The organism is Variovorax endophyticus (assembly GCF_025376855.1).
Taxonomy (GTDB): Bacteria; Pseudomonadota; Gammaproteobacteria; order Burkholderiales; family Burkholderiaceae_C; genus Variovorax.
In genome coordinates this window covers 31,416-48,631 of record NZ_JAHUTH010000016.1, presented here as the reverse complement: position 1 = coordinate 48,631, position 17,216 = coordinate 31,416, and the positions used below count along the sequence as shown (strand labels likewise).

Annotated in this window: 19 protein-coding genes; 13 read left to right on the top strand and 6 right to left on the bottom strand. The window is 70.4% G+C overall.

The genetic code is table 11. The features are described 5' to 3' along the window. The first annotated feature begins 10 nt into the window (after positions 1-10). The 4 genes from xrtQ to KV106_RS21070 are packed head-to-tail and all read left to right on the top strand — an operon-like array spanning position 11 to position 3,546. Positions 11-946: an exosortase Q gene (gene xrtQ, locus KV106_RS21085; RefSeq protein WP_261212123.1), complete on the top strand. Its 936-nt coding sequence runs from the start codon at positions 11-13 to the stop codon at positions 944-946. A 4-nt stretch (positions 947-950) separates the two neighbouring features. After that, positions 951-1,517: a hypothetical protein gene (locus KV106_RS21080; protein WP_057591838.1), complete on the top strand. Its 567-nt coding sequence runs from the start codon at positions 951-953 to the stop codon at positions 1,515-1,517. After that, positions 1,514-2,803: a biosynthetic peptidoglycan transglycosylase gene (locus KV106_RS21075; RefSeq protein ID WP_261212120.1), complete on the top strand. Its 1,290-nt coding sequence runs from the start codon at positions 1,514-1,516 to the stop codon at positions 2,801-2,803. The genes KV106_RS21080 and KV106_RS21075 overlap by 4 nt, the downstream gene beginning before the upstream one ends. Further along, positions 2,800-3,546, top strand: coding sequence for a GNAT family N-acetyltransferase (locus KV106_RS21070; RefSeq protein ID WP_261212118.1), 747 nt, complete (start codon positions 2,800-2,802; stop codon positions 3,544-3,546). Before KV106_RS21075 ends, KV106_RS21070 begins: the two co-directional genes overlap by 4 nt. A 10-nt stretch (positions 3,547-3,556) precedes the next feature. Here KV106_RS21070 and KV106_RS21065 read toward each other — a convergent pair whose 3' ends face one another. After that, positions 3,557-4,288, bottom strand: coding sequence for a TetR/AcrR family transcriptional regulator (locus KV106_RS21065; protein WP_261212117.1), 732 nt, complete (start codon positions 4,286-4,288; stop codon positions 3,557-3,559). A gap of 131 nt (positions 4,289-4,419) precedes the next feature. On the opposite strand from KV106_RS21065, the gene KV106_RS21060 reads away from it, so the two are divergent. The 5 genes from KV106_RS21060 (at position 4,420) to KV106_RS21040 (ending at position 9,284) form a co-directional block, all read left to right on the top strand. Next, entirely contained in the window at positions 4,420-5,889 is a 1,470-nt protein-coding gene (locus KV106_RS21060) for a carotenoid oxygenase family protein (RefSeq protein ID WP_261212116.1), read from the top strand. Beyond that, positions 5,886-6,449, top strand: a complete 564-nt coding sequence (locus KV106_RS21055) for a hypothetical protein (RefSeq protein ID WP_057591841.1) — start codon at positions 5,886-5,888, stop codon at positions 6,447-6,449. The genes KV106_RS21060 and KV106_RS21055 overlap by 4 nt, the downstream gene beginning before the upstream one ends. Positions 6,450-6,501: 52 nt before the next feature. After that, positions 6,502-7,401, top strand: coding sequence for a pirin family protein (locus KV106_RS21050; RefSeq protein WP_057591842.1), 900 nt, complete (start codon positions 6,502-6,504; stop codon positions 7,399-7,401). 92 nt (positions 7,402-7,493) lie between these two features. Then, positions 7,494-8,567 (top strand): flavodoxin family protein, encoded by a 1,074-nt coding sequence (locus KV106_RS21045; protein WP_261212114.1) that lies wholly within the window; start codon positions 7,494-7,496, stop codon positions 8,565-8,567. A 150-nt stretch (positions 8,568-8,717) separates the two neighbouring features. Beyond that, on the top strand, positions 8,718-9,284 hold the full coding sequence (locus KV106_RS21040) for a Spy/CpxP family protein refolding chaperone (protein ID WP_057591844.1): 567 nt from the start codon (positions 8,718-8,720) through the stop codon (positions 9,282-9,284). 99 nt (positions 9,285-9,383) lie between these two features. On the opposite strand, the gene KV106_RS21035 is transcribed toward KV106_RS21040, so the two are convergent. Then, complete coding sequence (locus KV106_RS21035; protein WP_057591845.1) at positions 9,384-9,821, bottom strand: hypothetical protein; 438 nt, start codon at positions 9,819-9,821, stop codon at positions 9,384-9,386. Between the two features lie 263 nt (positions 9,822-10,084). Here KV106_RS21035 and KV106_RS21030 point away from each other — a divergent pair, with 263 nt between their 5' ends. Genes KV106_RS21030 through KV106_RS21020 form a run of 3 tightly spaced genes read left to right on the top strand, consistent with a single transcriptional unit; the run spans position 10,085 to position 13,208 of the window. Beyond that, the gene (locus KV106_RS21030; protein ID WP_057591846.1) at positions 10,085-10,930 is read left to right on the top strand and encodes an endonuclease/exonuclease/phosphatase family protein; all 846 of its coding nucleotides are present in this window, start codon (positions 10,085-10,087) and stop codon (positions 10,928-10,930) included. 14 nt (positions 10,931-10,944) lie between these two features. After that, positions 10,945-12,216, top strand: coding sequence for a cardiolipin synthase ClsB (clsB, locus tag KV106_RS21025; RefSeq protein ID WP_261212111.1), 1,272 nt, complete (start codon positions 10,945-10,947; stop codon positions 12,214-12,216). Beyond that, positions 12,213-13,208, top strand: a complete 996-nt coding sequence (locus KV106_RS21020) for a lysylphosphatidylglycerol synthase domain-containing protein (RefSeq protein WP_261212109.1) — start codon at positions 12,213-12,215, stop codon at positions 13,206-13,208. Before clsB ends, KV106_RS21020 begins: the two co-directional genes overlap by 4 nt. On the opposite strand, the gene KV106_RS21015 is transcribed toward KV106_RS21020, so the two are convergent. Beyond that, complete coding sequence (locus KV106_RS21015; RefSeq protein WP_261212108.1) at positions 13,199-13,774, bottom strand: acyloxyacyl hydrolase; 576 nt, start codon at positions 13,772-13,774, stop codon at positions 13,199-13,201. The two genes, KV106_RS21020 and KV106_RS21015, sit on opposite strands and share 10 nt — an antisense overlap. A gap of 228 nt (positions 13,775-14,002) precedes the next feature. Here KV106_RS21015 and KV106_RS21010 point away from each other — a divergent pair, with 228 nt between their 5' ends. Continuing rightward, positions 14,003-14,521 carry a polyhydroxyalkanoate granule-associated phasin gene (locus KV106_RS21010; RefSeq protein ID WP_261212106.1) on the top strand — a complete coding sequence of 173 codons (519 nt, stop codon included), beginning with the start codon at positions 14,003-14,005 and terminating at the stop codon, positions 14,519-14,521. A gap of 9 nt (positions 14,522-14,530) precedes the next feature. Here the strand turns inward: KV106_RS21010 and KV106_RS21005 are convergent, their stop codons facing one another. The 3 genes from KV106_RS21005 to KV106_RS20995 form a co-directional block, all read right to left on the bottom strand. Then, positions 14,531-15,778 carry a metallophosphoesterase gene (locus tag KV106_RS21005; RefSeq protein WP_261212104.1) on the bottom strand — a complete coding sequence of 416 codons (1,248 nt, stop codon included), beginning with the start codon at positions 15,776-15,778 and terminating at the stop codon, positions 14,531-14,533. A 119-nt stretch (positions 15,779-15,897) separates the two neighbouring features. Continuing rightward, a complete protein-coding gene (locus KV106_RS21000; protein ID WP_057591851.1) occupies positions 15,898-16,386 on the bottom strand; it encodes a hypothetical protein in 489 nt (162 codons plus the stop codon). 131 nt (positions 16,387-16,517) lie between these two features. Beyond that, positions 16,518-17,039 (bottom strand): hypothetical protein, encoded by a 522-nt coding sequence (locus tag KV106_RS20995; RefSeq protein ID WP_261212101.1) that lies wholly within the window; start codon positions 17,037-17,039, stop codon positions 16,518-16,520. Positions 17,040-17,216 lie beyond the last annotated feature (177 nt).

The window sequence follows — 17,216 nt, the reverse complement described above, 5'->3', positions numbered from 1 at the left end:
GCACGACACCATGTCACTGGCTACGCTGGCCCATCGCCATCCACGCGTCGTGGATTGGGGCATCCGCATCGACCGTTTTCCGGCCGCCGGCTGGCTGGCCCTGCAGTTTGCCGCGCTCGCGCCCACCTGGGCCTGGATGCTGCGGCGCATGATCGACGGGTCGGACGATCCGCTCGGGCTGCTGGCGCTGGTCGCGCTCGCGGCATTGGCCTGGCAATGCCGCGGCGAGTTGCGTGCCGCGCCGCGGCTGGGCTGGCTCGCACTGGCCGGCACCGGCACGCTCGCGGCGACCGTGCTGCGCACCGGCCTCGGCAGCCTGCCCGCGCTGCCGCCGCTCGCGGCCGGCCTGCTGGCGGTGCTGTCGCTGGCGGCGGGCCTCATGGCCTTCCTGCCGCGCCGCGTGGCGGCCGTGCCGGTCGCGGGTCTCGCGGTGCTGGCACTGCCGCTGCTGTCCTCGCTGCAGTTCTACGCCGGCTATCCGCTGCGCGTGGTGACGGCCGAGGCCAGCCGCTGGCTGCTGGCTCCGGGCTTCGAGGTGGTGCGCGAAGGCAGCACCCTGCTGATCGATGGCCGGATGGTGATCGTCGACGCGCCGTGCTCGGGCGTACAGATGGTCTGGCTCGGCTACTTCACGGCCTGCGCCGTCGCGCTGTGGGCGCGGCGCGCCGACCGTGGCTTCCTGGCCCGGCTGCCGCTGGTCGGCCTCGCGGTGCTGGCCGGCAACATCGTGCGCAACAGCGTGCTGATCGCCTGCGAGGGCGCCGGCCATCCGCTGGCGCCGTGGGCGCACAACGCGCTGGGCCTGGCGGTGCTGGCGCTGGTGTGCGGTGCCATCGCGCGGCTGATGGCGCGCGAGCCAAGCGAGGCGGGCCTCGACTTCGTCATGCGGCCCGTTCCAGGCCTGATCACCACCCAGGGAGGCCGCCGTGTCGACACTGCCCATTGAGCACATGTTCGAGCGCTTGTTCGCGAACCATTTCATCAACCGCATGGGCCACAAGACGCTGTTCGCCGCCGCCATGCTGCTGTGCATCCTGTGGTCGACCGCCGCCGCGCTGCGCACGCCGAGGGAAGCCGAGCCGGTGGCGGCCACGATCGAATGGCCGCGCGAATGGGAGGGCGCCGCGCTGCGTCCGCTCGCGCTCAGCGAGGTGGAGCAGCGCTTCGCCGACCGCTTCCCGGGCGCCATCGGCCGCATGACCGACGGCCGCCAGACCCTGGTGATGCGCGAGGTGCGCCAGCCCACGCGCATGCTGCATCCGGCGGCCGACTGCTACCGCGCGCTCGGCTATCGCATCGCGCAGGAGCGGCTGGAGCACCAGGTGCAGGCCGGCGAGCCGAATTTGTGGCGCTGTTTTGTTGCGCAACGGCACGGTGGGCAAAAGTTACGCGTCTGCGAGCGCATCGTCGACGCCGATGGCGCCGCTTTCACCGACACTTCAGCCTGGTACTGGGCGGCAGCCAGCGGCCGGTCGAACGGACCGTGGCAAGCCGTCACCGTGGCGAGACCGATGTGAACCCGTTGCTGAAAAAGACCCTTCGATTCTTCCTCTTCGGCCTGCTGGCCCTGGTGATCACGGCCGGCGTGGCGATCTTCCTGATCGTCAAGCTGGCGCTGGCCCCCGCGCCCGGCGAATGGCGCACCACGGTGAAGGCCGGCCCGTTCGCCTTCGAGACTGGCGTGCCGACCGCGGTGCGCATCGCCACCTCGCCCTGGTTCGCGCCCTGGCTCGACGGCCGCTCGCTCGACACCGGCCACGGCACTGTGCGCTTCGCCTGGAAGGCGGCCGACGAACTGCTCGAGCTGCATTGCGCGCCATGCAGCGTCGAGCTGCCGGCGCTGGGCGCGCAGCCGATCCGCGTGCAGCAGCTGGTGGCCACGGTGCGCCGCGACGGCAACACGCTCAACGGCACGCTCGGCGCCACGCCGCAGGGATCGCCCGCGGGCGATCCCGCCGCCACGCTGCACGGCAAGTGGGAAGGCCGCCTGGCGCCGAAGAACCTGCAGCTCAGCGTCGACATCCAGGACGCGCCGATCGCGCGCTGGTACGCGGTGCTGGTGCCCGGCCTGCCCGAGCTGCAGCGCGCGCGCATCGGCGGCACGCTGGCGCTGCGCGGCCACGTCGTGCTGCCCGAAGCCACCTTCTCGGTGCTGCCCACCATCAGCCAGTTCACGGTCGAAGGCCTGGGCACCGAGGCCATGCTGGGCGCGCGCACCAGCTGCGGCCCCTCGGCCAGGCTGACCAACGACAGCTGGCTCGCGCGCGCGGTCATCGCCGCGGAGGACCAGCGCTTCTTCACCCACGCCGGCTACGACCTGACCGAGATCCTGGCCTCGATCGACAACAACCAGAAGGAAGGCGCGCAGAAGCGCGGTGGCAGCACGCTCACGCAGCAGCTCGCGAAGCTGCTGGCGACCGGCAGCGAACGCACGGCCGAGCGCAAGCTGCGCGAGCTGCTCTACGCGGTCGAGATGGAACAGACGCTGGGCAAGGCGCGCATCCTGCAGCTCTATCTCGACAACGCGCCCTGGGGCGGCAACCTCTGCGGTGCGGAAGCCGCGGCCAAGCGCTATTTCAAGCGTAGCGCGCGCAGCCTCGAGCCCGCGCAGGCGGTCTGGCTCGCGGCCATGCTGCACAAGCCGCAGGCGGTGCTCGAGCAGTGGCGACGCGACGGCGCCATCGATCCCGACCGCGTGAAGTGGGTGGCCGAAGGCGTGCGCGGCATCAGCCGCAACCAGCGCGAGTCGCTGCTCAAGAGCGTGGCCAGCGCGAAGTTCGCGCCGCCGGAGCCCAATCCATGAGCGCCGAGGTCGAAGCGATCGAGCGCGCCACGGTCGCGGCCGTGTCGCCCGATGCGCTTGGCGACATCGAGGGCTGGCTGCTGCCCTTCGACCACGGCACGGTCTCGCGTGCCCGCTCGGCCGTGCCGCTGCGCCATGCGCCGGCGGCCGAGGGCACGCTCGAGCGGATCGAGCAAGGCTACGCCGCGCAGGGGCTCCCGCCCATGTTGCGGCTGGCCGATCTCGCATGCTTCGACGGCCTGCGCGCCGAGCTCGAAGCCCGGCGCTATCGCGGCGCCAAGCCCACGCTGGTGCAGACCACCACCTTGCGCCGGATGCAGGCCGTGGCACCGGCCGGCGCGCTGCCGGCCGAGGTCGACACCGCGCCCGACGAGGCCTGGGCGGCGCTGTTCCTCGGCGAGGGTTTCGATCCCGTGGACGGCGCCCACCGCGTGCGCGTGCTGGCGCGTGCCCAGGGTTCGCTCTATGCGAGCGTGCGCGAGGGCGGCCGCACCGTGGCCGCGGGCGCGATGGCCTTCGGCCATGGCTGGGCCAGCGTGCACGGCATGCGCACCGACGCCGCGCAGCGCGGCCGCGGCCTGGCCGGACGCGTGCTCGCGGGGCTGGCGCGGGTGGCGCTCGAGCGGGGGTTCGACAAAGTGTTCCTGCAGGTCGAGGCGCAGAACGATCCCGCGCTGGCGTTGTACCGGCGCGCCGGTTTCGAGACACGCTGGCAGTACCGCTACTGGCAGCCTTCGACCTGAAGCGGCAGGCTCAGTCGCGCGGCTCGAGCTCCAGCCCGAAACGCACCTCGTCCAGCGCCGCGTCGACCAGCGCCAGCGGATCGTCGAAGCCCGGCGCGAGCTTGAGGATGCCGCGCAGCCGGTGATCGATCAGCAGCACCGCGAGCCCGTGCACATAGCCCCAGGCCGAGGTCATCTGCATGGCTTCGGCATTGCTCAGCGAGGTGGGCGGGCTGTCGGGCAGCCGCGGCGCGCCGCCGATGATCGAGGCCATCACGCGCATCGCCTCGGCGGCCGCGGCGCCCAGCACGGGATGCAGCATGTCGATCTTCTCGGTGCGGAACATCAGCCCGAACAGCGCCGGGTTCCCGTGCGCGAAATGCACGTAGGCGCGGCCGATCGCGTTGCGCCGCGCGCTGGCGTCGGCACCCTCGGGCGCCGAGGTGCGCATCGCGTCGGCCAGGCGATGGAACCCCACGGCGGCGAGCGAACTCAACAGGCCGGTGGTGTCGCCGAAGTGGTGCTTGGGCGCTGTGTGCGACACGCCCGCTTCGCGCGCGATCGCGCGCAGGCCGAGTCCGGCGATGCCGTCGCGCTGCAGCACGGTCTCGGCCGCGGCGAGCAAGGCATCGGGTAGGGCGCCGTGGTGGTAGCGACGGGCCGGCGCGGCGGGTTCGGCCGGTATGGCCGGCGCGGCCGGCGAAGATTCGGCGGTGGCCGGCTCCGTGGAACGGGAACGGCGCGAACGGGAAGCAGCAGGCATCCAAAAATCTTACCACTGGAAAAATGTCTTGACTTCACCGGATGGCTCGACGATATTTCCACTGGAAAGATAAGCCCTCCCCGCTTTTCCACCCCTACACCGGCCCCGGCCGACGATCCGAAGGAACCCCGATGAACGATGCCGTCACCCGCAGCGCCCCGCCTTCCAACCTGGGCCCGATCGGCTTCGAGACCGACGTCGGCCCGCTGCCGCTCCAGGGCACGCTGCCCGCCGGCCTGCGCGGCACGCTGGTGCGCAACGGCCCGAACCCGGTGGCGCCCGACCCGCGCGCCCACTGGTTCGCCGGCGACGGCATGCTGCATGCCTTTCATATCGCCGATGGCGCGGTGCATTACCGCAACCGCTGGGTGCGCACCCAGCGCTGGCAGGCCACGGTCGAAGGACAGGAGCGGCGCCGCGTCGGCTTCCAGAGCACCGAGGGCGAGGCGCCCAAGCGCGAGGACGACGGGACCGGCAACACCAACGTGATCGGCCATGCCGGCCGCATGCTCGCGCTCGAGGAAGCGCACCTGCCGATCGCGATGACGCTGCCCGGGCTCGACACGCTCGGCGCCATCGACCTCGACGGCCGCCTGCACGGCAGCTTCACGGCCCATCCCAAGACCGATCCGCGCACCGGCGAGCTGCTGTTCTTCGGCTACGGCACGCCCGCGCCGCTGTCGGCGGGCATGAGCTTCGGCAGCATCGCGGCCGACGGTCGCGTCACGCGCTTCGAGAGCTTCGAGGCGCCCTATGCCAGCATGGTCCACGACTTCATGGTGACCGAGGGCCACGTGATGTTCCCGATCATGCCGATCACCGCCAGCCTCGAGCGCGCGCAGCAGGGCCGCCCGCCCTATGCCTGGGAGCCCGAGTTCGGCACCCGCGTCGGCCTGATGCCGCGCGGTGGCGGCAGCGCCGACATCGTCTGGTGGCGCGGCCCGGCCTGCTACGTGTTCCACGTGATGAATGCCTGGGAGGCCGACGGCAGCCTGTACGCCGACGTGATGCAGTTCGACACCCCGCCGCTGTTCCCGCGGCCCGACGGCTCGCCGATCGGCGCGGGCGATCCGCCCGCGCGCCTGGTGCGCTGGCAGTTCGAGCTCGCGAACCCGGCGCGCGAGTTCACGCGCACCGTGCTCGATCCGCGCCCCGGCGAATTCCCGCGCATCGACGAGCGCTTCGCCGGCCTGCCCTACCGCCACGGCTGGTACGTGCTGCGCGAGGACGAGGGACCGGCCGAGGCGCGGCGCAACTTCGCGGGCCTCGCGCACGTCGACCATGCCAACGGCGAGCGCGGCATCTACAAGCTGCCCGTTCCCGACACGATGTCGGAGGCCGTGTTCGTGCCGCGCTCGGCGCAGGCCGAGGAAGGCGATGGCTGGCTGCTCGCCACGATCTGGCGCGGCGCCACCAACACCAGCGAGCTCGCCGTCTTCGATGCGCGCGCCGTGGCCAACGGCCCGCTGTGCACCGCCGCGCTGCCGCACCGCGTGCCCGCGGGCTTCCATGGCAACTGGTTCGATGCCGCGGGCAGCGTGCCCGGCGCCGGCGCGCTGGCCGACGCCCAACCCACCGTCCGCTTCGGAGCGTCGTCATGAGCATGCTGCTGGCCTTCGCGCCCTTCATCGTCTTCGCGCTGTGCGACCGCCTGCTCGGCGTGGTGCCAGCGCTCTCGGCCGCGGCGGCGCTGTCGGCGGTGCTGCTGCTGCGCGACTGGCTCACGCCCAAGCGCACGGTCAAGGTGCTCGAGATCGGCACCGTGCTGCTGTTCGGCGGCCTGGCCGTGTTCGCGCTCGCCACCCACACCGAATGGTCGCTGCTCGGCGTGCGGCTGCGCGTCGACGCGGGACTGCTGCTGGTGGTGCTGGCCTCGATGGCCATCGGCCAGCCCTTCACCCTGCAGTACGCGAAGGAGCAGACGCCACCCGAGATCTGGGTGTTGCCGGGTTTCAAGCTGATCAACATGGTCATCACCGCCGCCTGGGCCGTGGCCTTCGCGCTGATGGTGCTGGCCGACGTGGCGATGGTCTACGTGCCCTCGCTGCCGCTGTGGGTGGGCATCGCGGTCACGGTCGCGGCCATCGTCGGTGCGATCCGCTTCACGCAGTGGTACCCCGAGCACATGCGCGCGCGCTTCGAGGCCGCGGCCGGAGGCTGAGCGCCCGCCCCCACGGGTGGCGCGGTCGGGCCATTGGTGCCACCATGGCCGGATGACCCACACGAACCACCATCATCTCCACCATCCCACCGAGCCCGTGGCCGCGCCGCGCGGCATCGACCACATCGTGGCCGGTGTGTCGGCCAGCGATGGCGACGGCGTGAAGCTCACGCGCGTGCTCGGGCAGCCGCTGCAGAAGCGGCTCGATCCCTACCTCATGCTCGATGCCTTCGGCAGCGACAACCCCGGCGACTACGTCGGCGGCTTTCCGAACCATCCGCACCGCGGCTTCGAGACGGTCACCTACATGATCGCCGGCCGCATGCGGCACCGCGACAGCGCGGGCCACGAGGGCCTGCTCGAGAACGGCGGCGTGCAATGGATGACCGCGGGCCGTGGCCTGGTGCACAGCGAGCTGCCCGAGCAGCAGGAGGGCCTGATGGAAGGCTTCCAGCTCTGGCTCAACCTGCCGGCCGACGAGAAGCTGCGCGAGCCCTGGTACCGCGACATCCAGAGTGCCGAGATTCCCGAGTTCACCACCGCCGAGGGCGTGCACGTGCGCGTGATCGCCGGCGCGAGCCACGGCATCGAGGGCGCCGTGCGGCGCGAGCGCACCGAGCCGCTGTACCTCGACATCACGCTGCCGCCGGGCGCCGAGTTCGCCCAGCCGCTGCCGCCGTCGCACAACGCGCTGGTCTACGTGTTCCGCGAATCGCTGTGGATCGCGGGCAGCGAGGTGCCGACGCGGCGCATGGCCATCCTCGCGAACGAGGCCGGCAGCGACGGCGTGCTGCTGCGCGCCGGCTCGACCAACCACAGCCCGGCGCGCGCGCTGCTGATCGCGGGCCACCCGTTGAACGAACCCATCGTGCAGTACGGCCCGTTCGTGATGAACACGCCCGAGCAGATCAAGCAGGCGGTGGACGACTTCCGCCAGGGCCGCTTCGGCTGAGCCGGCGCCGACGCGGCGGTGCGGCCTGCGCCTACCGCGTGTCGGCATGGAAGGCGGCGCGCGGGGCCGGTTGGGGCTTCTATGTTGCCCGCATGCCCCCCACGATCCGAAAAGGACAGGCGCCCGCCACGCTGCAGCGCGCCGAGTTCCAAGAACGCTTCATGCAGGACTTCCAGGACCCGGCCTTCCAGGCCGAGTCCGAATCGCTGCGGCGCATCGAGCTGATCGCCTGGGAGGCCTATCAAGAGGGCCGCAAGGCGCCCGTCACGCGCAAGGCCGGGCCCGGCTATGCCGACCCCGACTACGAGCTCTCGGTCGACTGGCTCGAGGCCAAGGCGCGCATCGACGCGGCGCACGCGAAATGGGCCGATCCGCAGAGTCATTCGCGCGTGCTGCTGGTCAACGGCTCACCGCGCAACGACGGCACCTGCCCCGGCGAGATCTCCAAGACCTGGCGGCTGACGCAGCTCGCGCGCGAGGTGCTCGAGGGCAGCGGCGTGAAGACCGACCTGCTCGACCTGAGCCTCCTGACCTCCGACTACGGCCGCGAGATCCATCCGTGCAAGGGTTGCGTCTCGACCGCGATGCCGCTGTGCCACTGGCCCTGCAGTTGCTATCCCAACCATTCGCTGCGCCAGACCGGCGACTGGATGAACGAGATCTACGAGCGCTGGACCGCCGCGCATGGCGTGATCGTGCTCACGCCGGCCCACTGGTACCAGGCCACGAGCCCGCTCAAGCTGATGATCGACCGGCTGGTGTGCGCCGATGGCGGCAACCCCGACCCCACCAGCACGCACGGCAAGAAGCCCGAGGAGGCCAAGGCGCTCGAGCTCGAGGGCTGGGGTTATCCCAAGCACCTCGATGGCCGGGCCTACGGCGTGGTGGTGCACGGCGACGTGGCCGGCATCGAGAGCGTGCGGCGCAACCTCTGCGACTGGCTCGACTGGATGGGATTGATCGATGCGGGCAACGCAGCGCAGCTCGACCGCTACATCGGCTACTACGAGCCCTATGCCACCAGCCACGACACGCTCGATGCCGATGCCGACGTGCAGGAGGAGGTGCGCAACGTCGCGCGCGCGGTGGCGCAGGCGGTGCGGCAGCTGCGTACCGGCAAGCTCAAGTCGCCTGACCGGGGCCTGAAGAAGCCGCGCCCGAAGTAGCCGGCGGAAGAAATCGGCGAGCCCCGCGGCCGCCCATTCACCATTCTTTACGCAGGCTCACGCAGGGCTCACCGACGGGTTACAGAAGGCTTCCACACTTCGTCTCACCAGCTGCCCATCGGCGGCGGTTCTTCGAAAGGAAGCACTCTCATGATTTCTCTTCGCCAACGCATCCTCTGGGCCGGCCTGCTGGGCTCGGCCGCCCTCGCATCGTCGGGCGCCTTCGCCCAGACGCCGGCGCCCACGGCCGCGGCTCCCACCGCCGCCGTGGCGCAGGCGGACGGCGCGGCACCGCAAGGCAAGGCCCGCGCCGAGCACAAGCGCATGGACCCGGCCAAGCGCTTCGAGCGCATGCAGGAGCACCGTGCCAAGCGCCTCGCGGCCCTCAAGGACAAGTTGAAGCTCAATGCCTCGCAGGAAAGCGCCTGGTCCAGCTACACCAGCGCGACGCAGCCGCCCGGCCCGCGTCCCGATGGCCAGCGCATGACCCGCGCCGACTTCGCCAAGCTGACCACGCCGCAGCGCATCGAACGCATGCAGGCCCGGCAGGCCGAACGCAGCGCGATGTTCGCCAAGCGCGCCGACGCCACGAAGTCCTTCTACGCCGCGCTGACGCCCGAGCAGCAGAAGACCTTCGACGCCGAGACGATGCACTTCGGCGGCCACGGCCACCGTTTCCATCGCGGCGGCCACGACGCGCAACCCGCCAAGGGTTGAGCCGCTCCCGCCGTCATGACCGGTCCTGGCGGCCGGTCGTGAACGAAAAAGGCCCGCAACGCTTCGCGCGTCGCGGGCCTTTGTCGTTGGCGACCCCGTTTACTTGGGCGTGCCGGTCTTCTCGGTCGGGTTGGTCGGCACCGCCGGGCGTTCGCCCGGCTGGCCGAAGTGCGGCTTCACCTTGCGCGTCTGCTGGCTCACTTCCCAGCGCGACTGCTCGCCGGTCGGTGCCATCACCATGTTCGGCTGGCCGTTCATCGTGGTGCTGGCCTCGCCCTTGGGCACCAGCGTGTTGGTGTTGTTGCGGTTGTGGGCGCGCGCCTCGGCCTTCACGGCCTCGCGCGACACCGGCTCGAAGCCGTCGGGGCGCTGGGTGGGGTTGGCCACGCCCGTGGCGGACTGCGTGCTGGCCTGGCCGCCCACCGCCGGATCGGGCGCTGCGGGCATCGAGGAGGTCTGCGCCATCGCGAAGCCGCCCGCGCCCATCAGGCCGGCCAGCAGGGTCGCTCGAAGAAGTCGTTGCTGTGCGTGTTTCATGGTCGGGTCCTTTTCTGTCTCTGGTAGTGAGTAGGTGAGAAATCCCGGACGTCTTTCGTCTTTCGTCTTTCGCGACGCCCTGAGGTCACCGTAGGAGTGGCCCCGCGCGGCCCGTGTGGGGATGAGACAGGCCTGCCTGTAGGAACCGGCCGTCGGGGTGCGCAGGTGTCGCGGGCCCTGCGCGTCGGATGGCCGGACGGCGCCAAGAGAAGGTGGCGCGTTCCTACAGGCGGGGTGGATGCGGCCACGTACAACCGTCATCGATGTCCTCTCCACCGACGATCTTTTCGACCGAAACCGACCCCGCGGCCGCGGCGGCGAACCCGCCTGCCCCCGTGGCGGCCGCCGGCAATGCCGCCGCGCCGGTGTCGCTGAAGGTGATGACGGTGAACACGCACAAGGGCTTCACCGCGCTCAACCGCAAGTTCATCCTGCCCGAGCTGCGCGACGCGGTACGCACCGTGGGCGCCGACGTGGTGTTCCTGCAGGAGGTGCTGGGCACCCACTCGCGCCATTCGCGCCGCGTGAGCAACTGGCCCGAGGCGCCGCACTACGAATTCCTGGCCGACACCATGTGGCCGCAGTTCGCCTACGGGCGCAACGCGGTCTATCCCAAGGGCCACCACGGCAATGCGCTGCTGTCGAAGTTTCCGATCGTGCACCACCGCAACCACGACGTGTCGGTGGCCGGGCCCGAGAAGCGCGGGCTGCTGCACTGCGTGCTGCGCCTGCCGGGCCGCACGGTCGACGTGCATGCGATCTGCGCCCACCTCGGCCTGGCCGAGGCGCACCGGCAGCAGCAGCTCGAGTTGCTGTGCCACATCGTGCGCGACGAGGTGCCGGCCGATGCGCCGCTGATCGTGGCGGGCGACTTCAACGACTGGCGCGGCCGCGCGCATGCGACGCTGGCCGAGGGCGCGTCGTTGCGCGAGGTGTTCGTGCATGCGCACGGCCATGCGGCCAAGACCTTCCCCTCGCGCTTCCCGGTGCTGCCGCTGGACCGCATCTACGTGCGCAATGCCGGCGTGCACGCGCCGGTGGTGCTGCCGCGCCGGCCCTGGTCGCACCTGTCCGACCACGCGCCGCTGGTGGCCGAGATCGATCTCTGAAGGCGCATCCATCCATGAGCAACGGCAATCCCTGGGTCGCGGGCAACCGCATCGAGCTGCTGGAGAACGGCGAGCAGTTCTTTCCGCGCGTGTTCGAGGCGATCCGCGCCGCGCAACGCGAGGTGGTCATCGAGACCTTCATCCTGTTCGAGGACAAGGTGGGTCTGGATCTGCACGCCGCGATGCGCGAGGCGGCACGGCGCGGCGTGAAGGTCGACCTGATGATCGACGGCTTCGGCTCGCCCGATCTCTCGCGCGAGTTCCTCGAGGAACTGAGCCAGGCCGGCGTGAAGGTGCGCGTGTTCGATCCGGGTCATCGCTTCCTCGGCCAGCGCCTGAACGTGTTCCGCCGCATGCACCGCAAGATCGTGGTGATCGACGGCGAGCGCGCCTTCGTCGGCGGCATCAACTATTCGGCCGACCACTTGATGGACTTCGGCCCCAAGGCCAAGCAGGACTACGCGGTCGAGCTCGCCGGGCCGATCGTGGCGCAGATCCACCATTTCGCGCTGCGCGCGATCGCGGTCGGCGGCAAGGGGCCTGGCTGGTTCCGGCGCCGGCTCAGGCAGGCGCCGCCCGTGGGCGACACGGTGGCCGGCGATGTGGAAGCGATGTTCGTCACGCGCGACAACCGCCACCACACCAACGACATCGAGCGTCACTACCGCGCCGCGATCCGCAGCGCGCGCGAGCGCATCGTGATCGCCAACGCCTACTTCTTCCCGGGCTACCGGCTCATCAAGGAGCTGCGGCGCGCGGCGCGGCGCGGCGTCGACGTGCGGCTCATCCTGCAGGGCGAGCCCGACATGCCGATCGTGAAGACGGCCGCGAGCATGCTCTACCACCACCTGCTGCACGCGGGCGTGCGCATCTACGAATACTGCGAGCGGCCGCTGCACGGCAAGGTCGCGCTGATGGACGACCGCTGGAGCACCGTGGGCTCGAGCAACCTCGATCCGTTGAGCCTGTCGCTCAACCTCGAGGCCAACGTGGTGGTGCGCGACACGGCCTTCAACGCGCTGCTGCACGAACGGCTCGACCACCTGATGCAGCACAGTTGCAAGCAGATCGACACGGCCGACCTCGCGAGCGAATGGAGCGGCTGGCGGCTGGTGCGCAGCTTCTTCATCTTCCACCTGATGCGCTGGTATCCCTCGCTGCTCGGCTGGCTGCCGCGCCACGTGCCGCGGCTCAAGCCGGTGGAAGTCACCGACATGGGCGACCGGCGGCGCCGTGACCACGGCGACGGGGTCGAGGGCGCGCCCGCGTCGACGGAGGCCGCATGACGGCGGCGGCTGGCGGCCGCCTGCATGCGTTGCCCGCCAGCGGCTGGCGCCGCGCCTGGCCCTGGGCCAAGCGAACGCTGGTGTGGGGCTTCTTCGGGCTCGTGGCCTGGCTGCTGGTGAACCAGGCGCGTTCCATCGACTGGCACGAGGTCGGCGACGCGATCGCCGCGCTGCCTTTGCCGACGCTGCTCGGCGCCGGTCTGCTCGCGGCCTGCAGCTTTGCGCTCTACAGCACCTACGACCTGCTGGGGCGCCACCTCACGGGCCACCCCTTGCGTGCCGGCACGGTGATGGGCGTGACCTTCATCAGCTACGCCTTCAACCTCAACCTCGGTTCGCTGGTCGGCGGCGTGGCCTTCCGCTACCGGCTCTATTCGCGGCTGGGCTTGCGCAACGAGACCATCACGCGCGTGCTGGGCTTCAGCATGCTCACCAACTGGATCGGCTACCTCGTGGTGGCCGGTGCCGCCTTCTTCTTCTGGCCGCTGGGCCTGCCGCCGGCATGGAAGGTGGATGGCGAGGAGTTGCGGCTGCTGGGCGCGGCGCTGCTGGTGCTGGCCGCGGTCTATCTGCTGGTGTGCGCCTTCGCGCACGAGAAGCGCTGGCATGTGCGCGGGCACGTGCTGCGCACGCCGACCCTGCGCATGGCACTGCTGCAGTTCCTGCTGTCGTGCGCCAACTGGTCGCTGATCGGTGGCGTGATCTGGCTGCTGCTGCAGGGCCAGGTGGCCTATCCGCAGGTGCTGGCCGTACTGCTGGTGGCCGCGGTGGCCGGCGTGATCACCCACGTGCCGGCGGGGCTCGGCGTGCTGGAAGCGGTGTTCGTCGCGCTGCTCGCGCACCAGGTGGCCGAGGCGCAGCTGCTGGCCGCCCTGCTCGCCTACCGCGGCCTCTACTACCTGCTGCCGCTGGTGGTGGCCACGCTGGCCTATTTCGCGACCGAGCTGCGGGCGCGGCGCGGGCGCCGGGCCCGCATCGCGCATCAGAAGTGATAGGTGTAGCGCACCCGCACGAAGTTCTCGCCGGGGTTGGGCTTCTTGATGCCGCCGTTGGAGAAGTGCTGCACGCGCAGCGACAGGTCGTGTTCCCCATGCTCGCCGAAGCTGCGGCCCACGCCGAGCACTTCGGTGAACTGGAAGGCGGTGCTGAAGCTGCGGTCGGGCGTCCGGTAGACATGGTCCATCACGCTGCCGCCCACGCCGCCTTCGACGTACCAGGGCGATCCGCCGTGCGCGAAGCGCCAGCGCCAGGTGTAGATGGCGCCGATCTGCGCGTAGTCGCGCCGGCCGTTGTCGAGCGCGGGCGCGTGCCAGTCGCTGAGGAAGACGTCCCAGTAGGTGGTGAGCGCGCCTTCCTGCACCGGCTGTCGCGGTGACCAAGGCAGCGTCATCCCGACGGTGAAGGAATTGGTGCTGCCCATCTGGCTGTGGGGGGCGCGTCCGCCTTCCACGTAGAAGCCGCGCTGGCTGTCCTCGAAGGCGTGGGCGCTGGCGCCCAGCAAGCCCAGCAGTCCGGCCAGCGCGGCGGCACGGAGCGGGGCGGGTGTGTTGAATCTCATGATCCGGATCGCCAAAGCGAATGATGAAAACCGAGAGGCCATATTCACTTTGCGTTCAGTTTTGTGTCGTGCCGATGCGCGATTTCCACCTCGAGGAGTAGGACTTCGCCAACAACACGTGCGAAACGCCACGGAATGCGCTCAGGTTCTTGTTGCACTGCAGCATTCGCAACGCGCGAAGCCTATAGTGGGCCGATCTCCCTCGCAGGCATTACGCCGCTCTCCACGATGTCGTCCACTTCTTCCCTTCCCTCCTTCAGCGTTTCGTCGTGGCCGCTGTGGCCGCTGCGCGAATGGACCGAGCTCGCGCTCAAGACGCAGGAGATGCTGCTGTCGTCGGGCACCGTGATCCGCCTGCGCACCGAGCGCATCGCGCAGGCGGGGCTCGCGCCGAGTGCCGACGACCTGGCCGAATTCCGGCGCATGGGCGACGAGAAGCTCGAGGCGGCGCATGCCTCGGGTTTCGCGATGGCGCGGCAATGGCACAGCAGCCAGATCGGCCTCGCGAGCCGCATCTGCCAGCAATGCCTGCATGGCGCCGCGGCCTTCCTCTCGCTGGCCGGCAGCGTCACGCCGGCGCAGGCGGCCGAGCATGGCGATGCGCTGATCCGTGCGGCCTCGCGCGCCGCGAACGCGGCCCAGCGCTGGCCGAACAGCACGGCGCGCATCGCGAGCGAAGGATTGAAGCCGATCCACGCGGTGGCCACCGCCAACGCGCGGCGGCTCGGCGCGCAGGCCGAAGGCTGAGCGCCGCGCTCAGCCGCGCGCGGGCATCAGCGTCAGCAGCGTGATCTCGGACGGCGCGCCGAAGCGCTTGGGCGGGCCCCAGTAGCCGGTGCCGCGGCTCACGTAGATCCACATGTCCTGCAGCCGGTGCAGGCCCGCCGTGAAGGGCTGCTGCATCGGCACGAACAGGTTCCACGGGAAGAACTGGCCGCCATGCGTGTGGCCCGAGAGCTGCAGCTGGAAGCCGGCCGCGGCCGCCTTCGGCGCGCTGCGCGGCTGGTGCGCGAGCAGCACGCGCGTATGGACCAGCGGCGGCGCGTCGTCGAGCGCGCGCTGCGGATCGCTCTCGTGCGAGGCGTCGAAGTGGCCCGCCGTGTAGTCGGTCACGCCGGCCAGCACCAGCTGGCTCTCGAAGGTTTCCTCGTCGTTCTGCGCGCCGCGCACGTTGCGCGTCTGCAGCACCACGTGCTCGTTGAGCAGCACCTGCAGCCCGAGGCGGCGCAGCTCGTCGATCCAGGCATGGGCGCCCGCGTAGTACTCGTGGTTGCCGGTCACCACGAAGGTGCCGTGGCGCGCGCGCAGCCCCGCCAGCGGCGCGATGTGCTCGCGCAACTCGGGCACGGTGCCGTCGACGAGATCGCCGGTGATCGCGATCGCGTCGGCGCCGAGCCGGTTCACCGCGTCGACGATGCGCTGGATGTAGCTGTTGCGGATGGTCGGGCCGACGTGGATGTCGCTGAGCTGCACGATCGTGAAGCCCTTGAGCGCGGCCGGCAGCCCGCGGATCGGCACGTCGACGTGCTTCACGTCCGCGGTGCGGCGCGCATTGACGAAGCCGATCAGCGAGACCAGCGTGGCCAGCCCGAACACGGCCAGCGCGCTCCAGGGCCGCAGCGTGTCCCACGGCACCGCGAGGCCGGCCACGCGCTGCGCGACCCAGGCCAGCAGCAGGCCGGCGTCGCGCGCCAGCGTCAGCACGAACAGCGACGAGAACCAGCCCATGCTCAGCAGGCCGGTCCATTGCAGTGCGACGTGCAGCGGCTTCTTGCGCGGCGCGTGCCGCGACAGGAAGGGCAGCGGGATGGTCAGCGCCGACACCGCCAGCGCCAGCAGGCCGATCGGCCAGGCCGGCGTGAGCCCCGCGGCCGCGGGCAGCAGACGCAGGGCGATATAGGCATGCAGGAGCGCGGTCAGCACGCTCAGGGGACGGATCGGCATCGGGGCAATGGGTTCGGGCACTGCCCGGGACACGCCATCTGCAAGGCGCATGCCGTGCATTCAAGTCGACGTAACGCTATTTTTTCAATAGCGCAGCATGCCCGGATAGCGGGTGCCGTGCCGCCCGCGGCGAGGTGAGCGCATGCATCCGGCGCCCGAGCCGCCGTGGCTGCGTGCGCTTACTGCACCGCGCGCGTGCCGGCCGCGGCCATGTCGGTGCCCGCCGGCCAGAGGAAAGTGGCCTTGGTGGGTTCGCCGAAGACCACGTGCAACGGCTGCTTGAGCGTCTGGCCGCGCAGCGTGGCCTCGACCTGGTAGCTGCCGGGCTCGAGGCGCGCCACCATGAACGGTCCGCCGGCCACCACGTTGTCGAGCAGGGCCACGCCACGGCCATCGCGCACCGTGACGTGGACGTCGGCCGCGAAGTCCGCGCCCTGGTGATCCTTGATCGCGAATTCGAAGCTCGCCGGCCAGCGCGGCAGGACCGTTTCCATCAGCTTCGCCTCGTCGCTGCCGATGCCGCCGCTCATGTACTCGATGCCATGCGACATGCGGATCGGCGGGTTGAACGCAGCCTGGGCCGAGGAGGCGAGCGCGCCGAACGCGAGGGCGCCGCACAGCAGGGCGGCGGCCAGGGGCCGCGCGCGCGGTGAAATCAGGGGGGTCATGGTGAGTCCTTTCTTTCCTTGCTCTCGTGGCGAAAAACCACGGCGCCACTGTGCGGCGCACGGCTTAGACAGGACTTAACGGGAACGGCGCGGCGGGTGGCCGCCGGCCGTGGACGCGGCTCGGTGGCGACTCAGCGCGCGGCGCTGGTCTGCGCCATCGCCTGGGTTTCGGGCTGCGGCGGCAGCACCGAGGCCATGTCGAAATTCGACGGCCACATGAAGGTCGCCTTCGACGGGATGCCCGCGAACACCACCAGCGGCTGCGTCAGCGTGAGGCCGCCGAGCGTGACGTTGACCTCGTAGGCGCCCGGGTCGAGCCGCGCGAGCATGTACGGGCCCTGCGACAGCGCTTCCATGATCGCTCGGCCGGTGTAGCGCTCGCGCACCTCGACCTTGGCGCGGGCCGGGAAGCTCGCGCGCTGCGCGGGGCTGCCGTTGATGCCCAGTTCAATGGTGGCGGCCCAGCGCGGCGACACCATCTGCATGAACGCGGCTTCGTCCTTGTTGCTGCCGCCGCACATGTATTCGACGCCCTGAGCGGTCTGGATGGGCGGATTCGGGGCAGCGTGGGCCGGAAGGGTCGCGCCGAGGAAGGCGACCGTGCCGCACGTTGCGATGGCGGCCAGGGACCGGCTGAGACGCATGGATTTCATTGCTTCGGTGTCCTCGATCAGGGGTGACGCGGAATTCGTCGAGGATTTTGCTTAGCAAGACTCGGGCTAGATATAGCGTTTACGAGGAACGATCCTCGCCGAGGCTTTGAACGCTATTGTTTTAATAGCTGGTGACGGGCTTGTGACAAGCGTTTACAGAGTCTGTGGTCATTCACC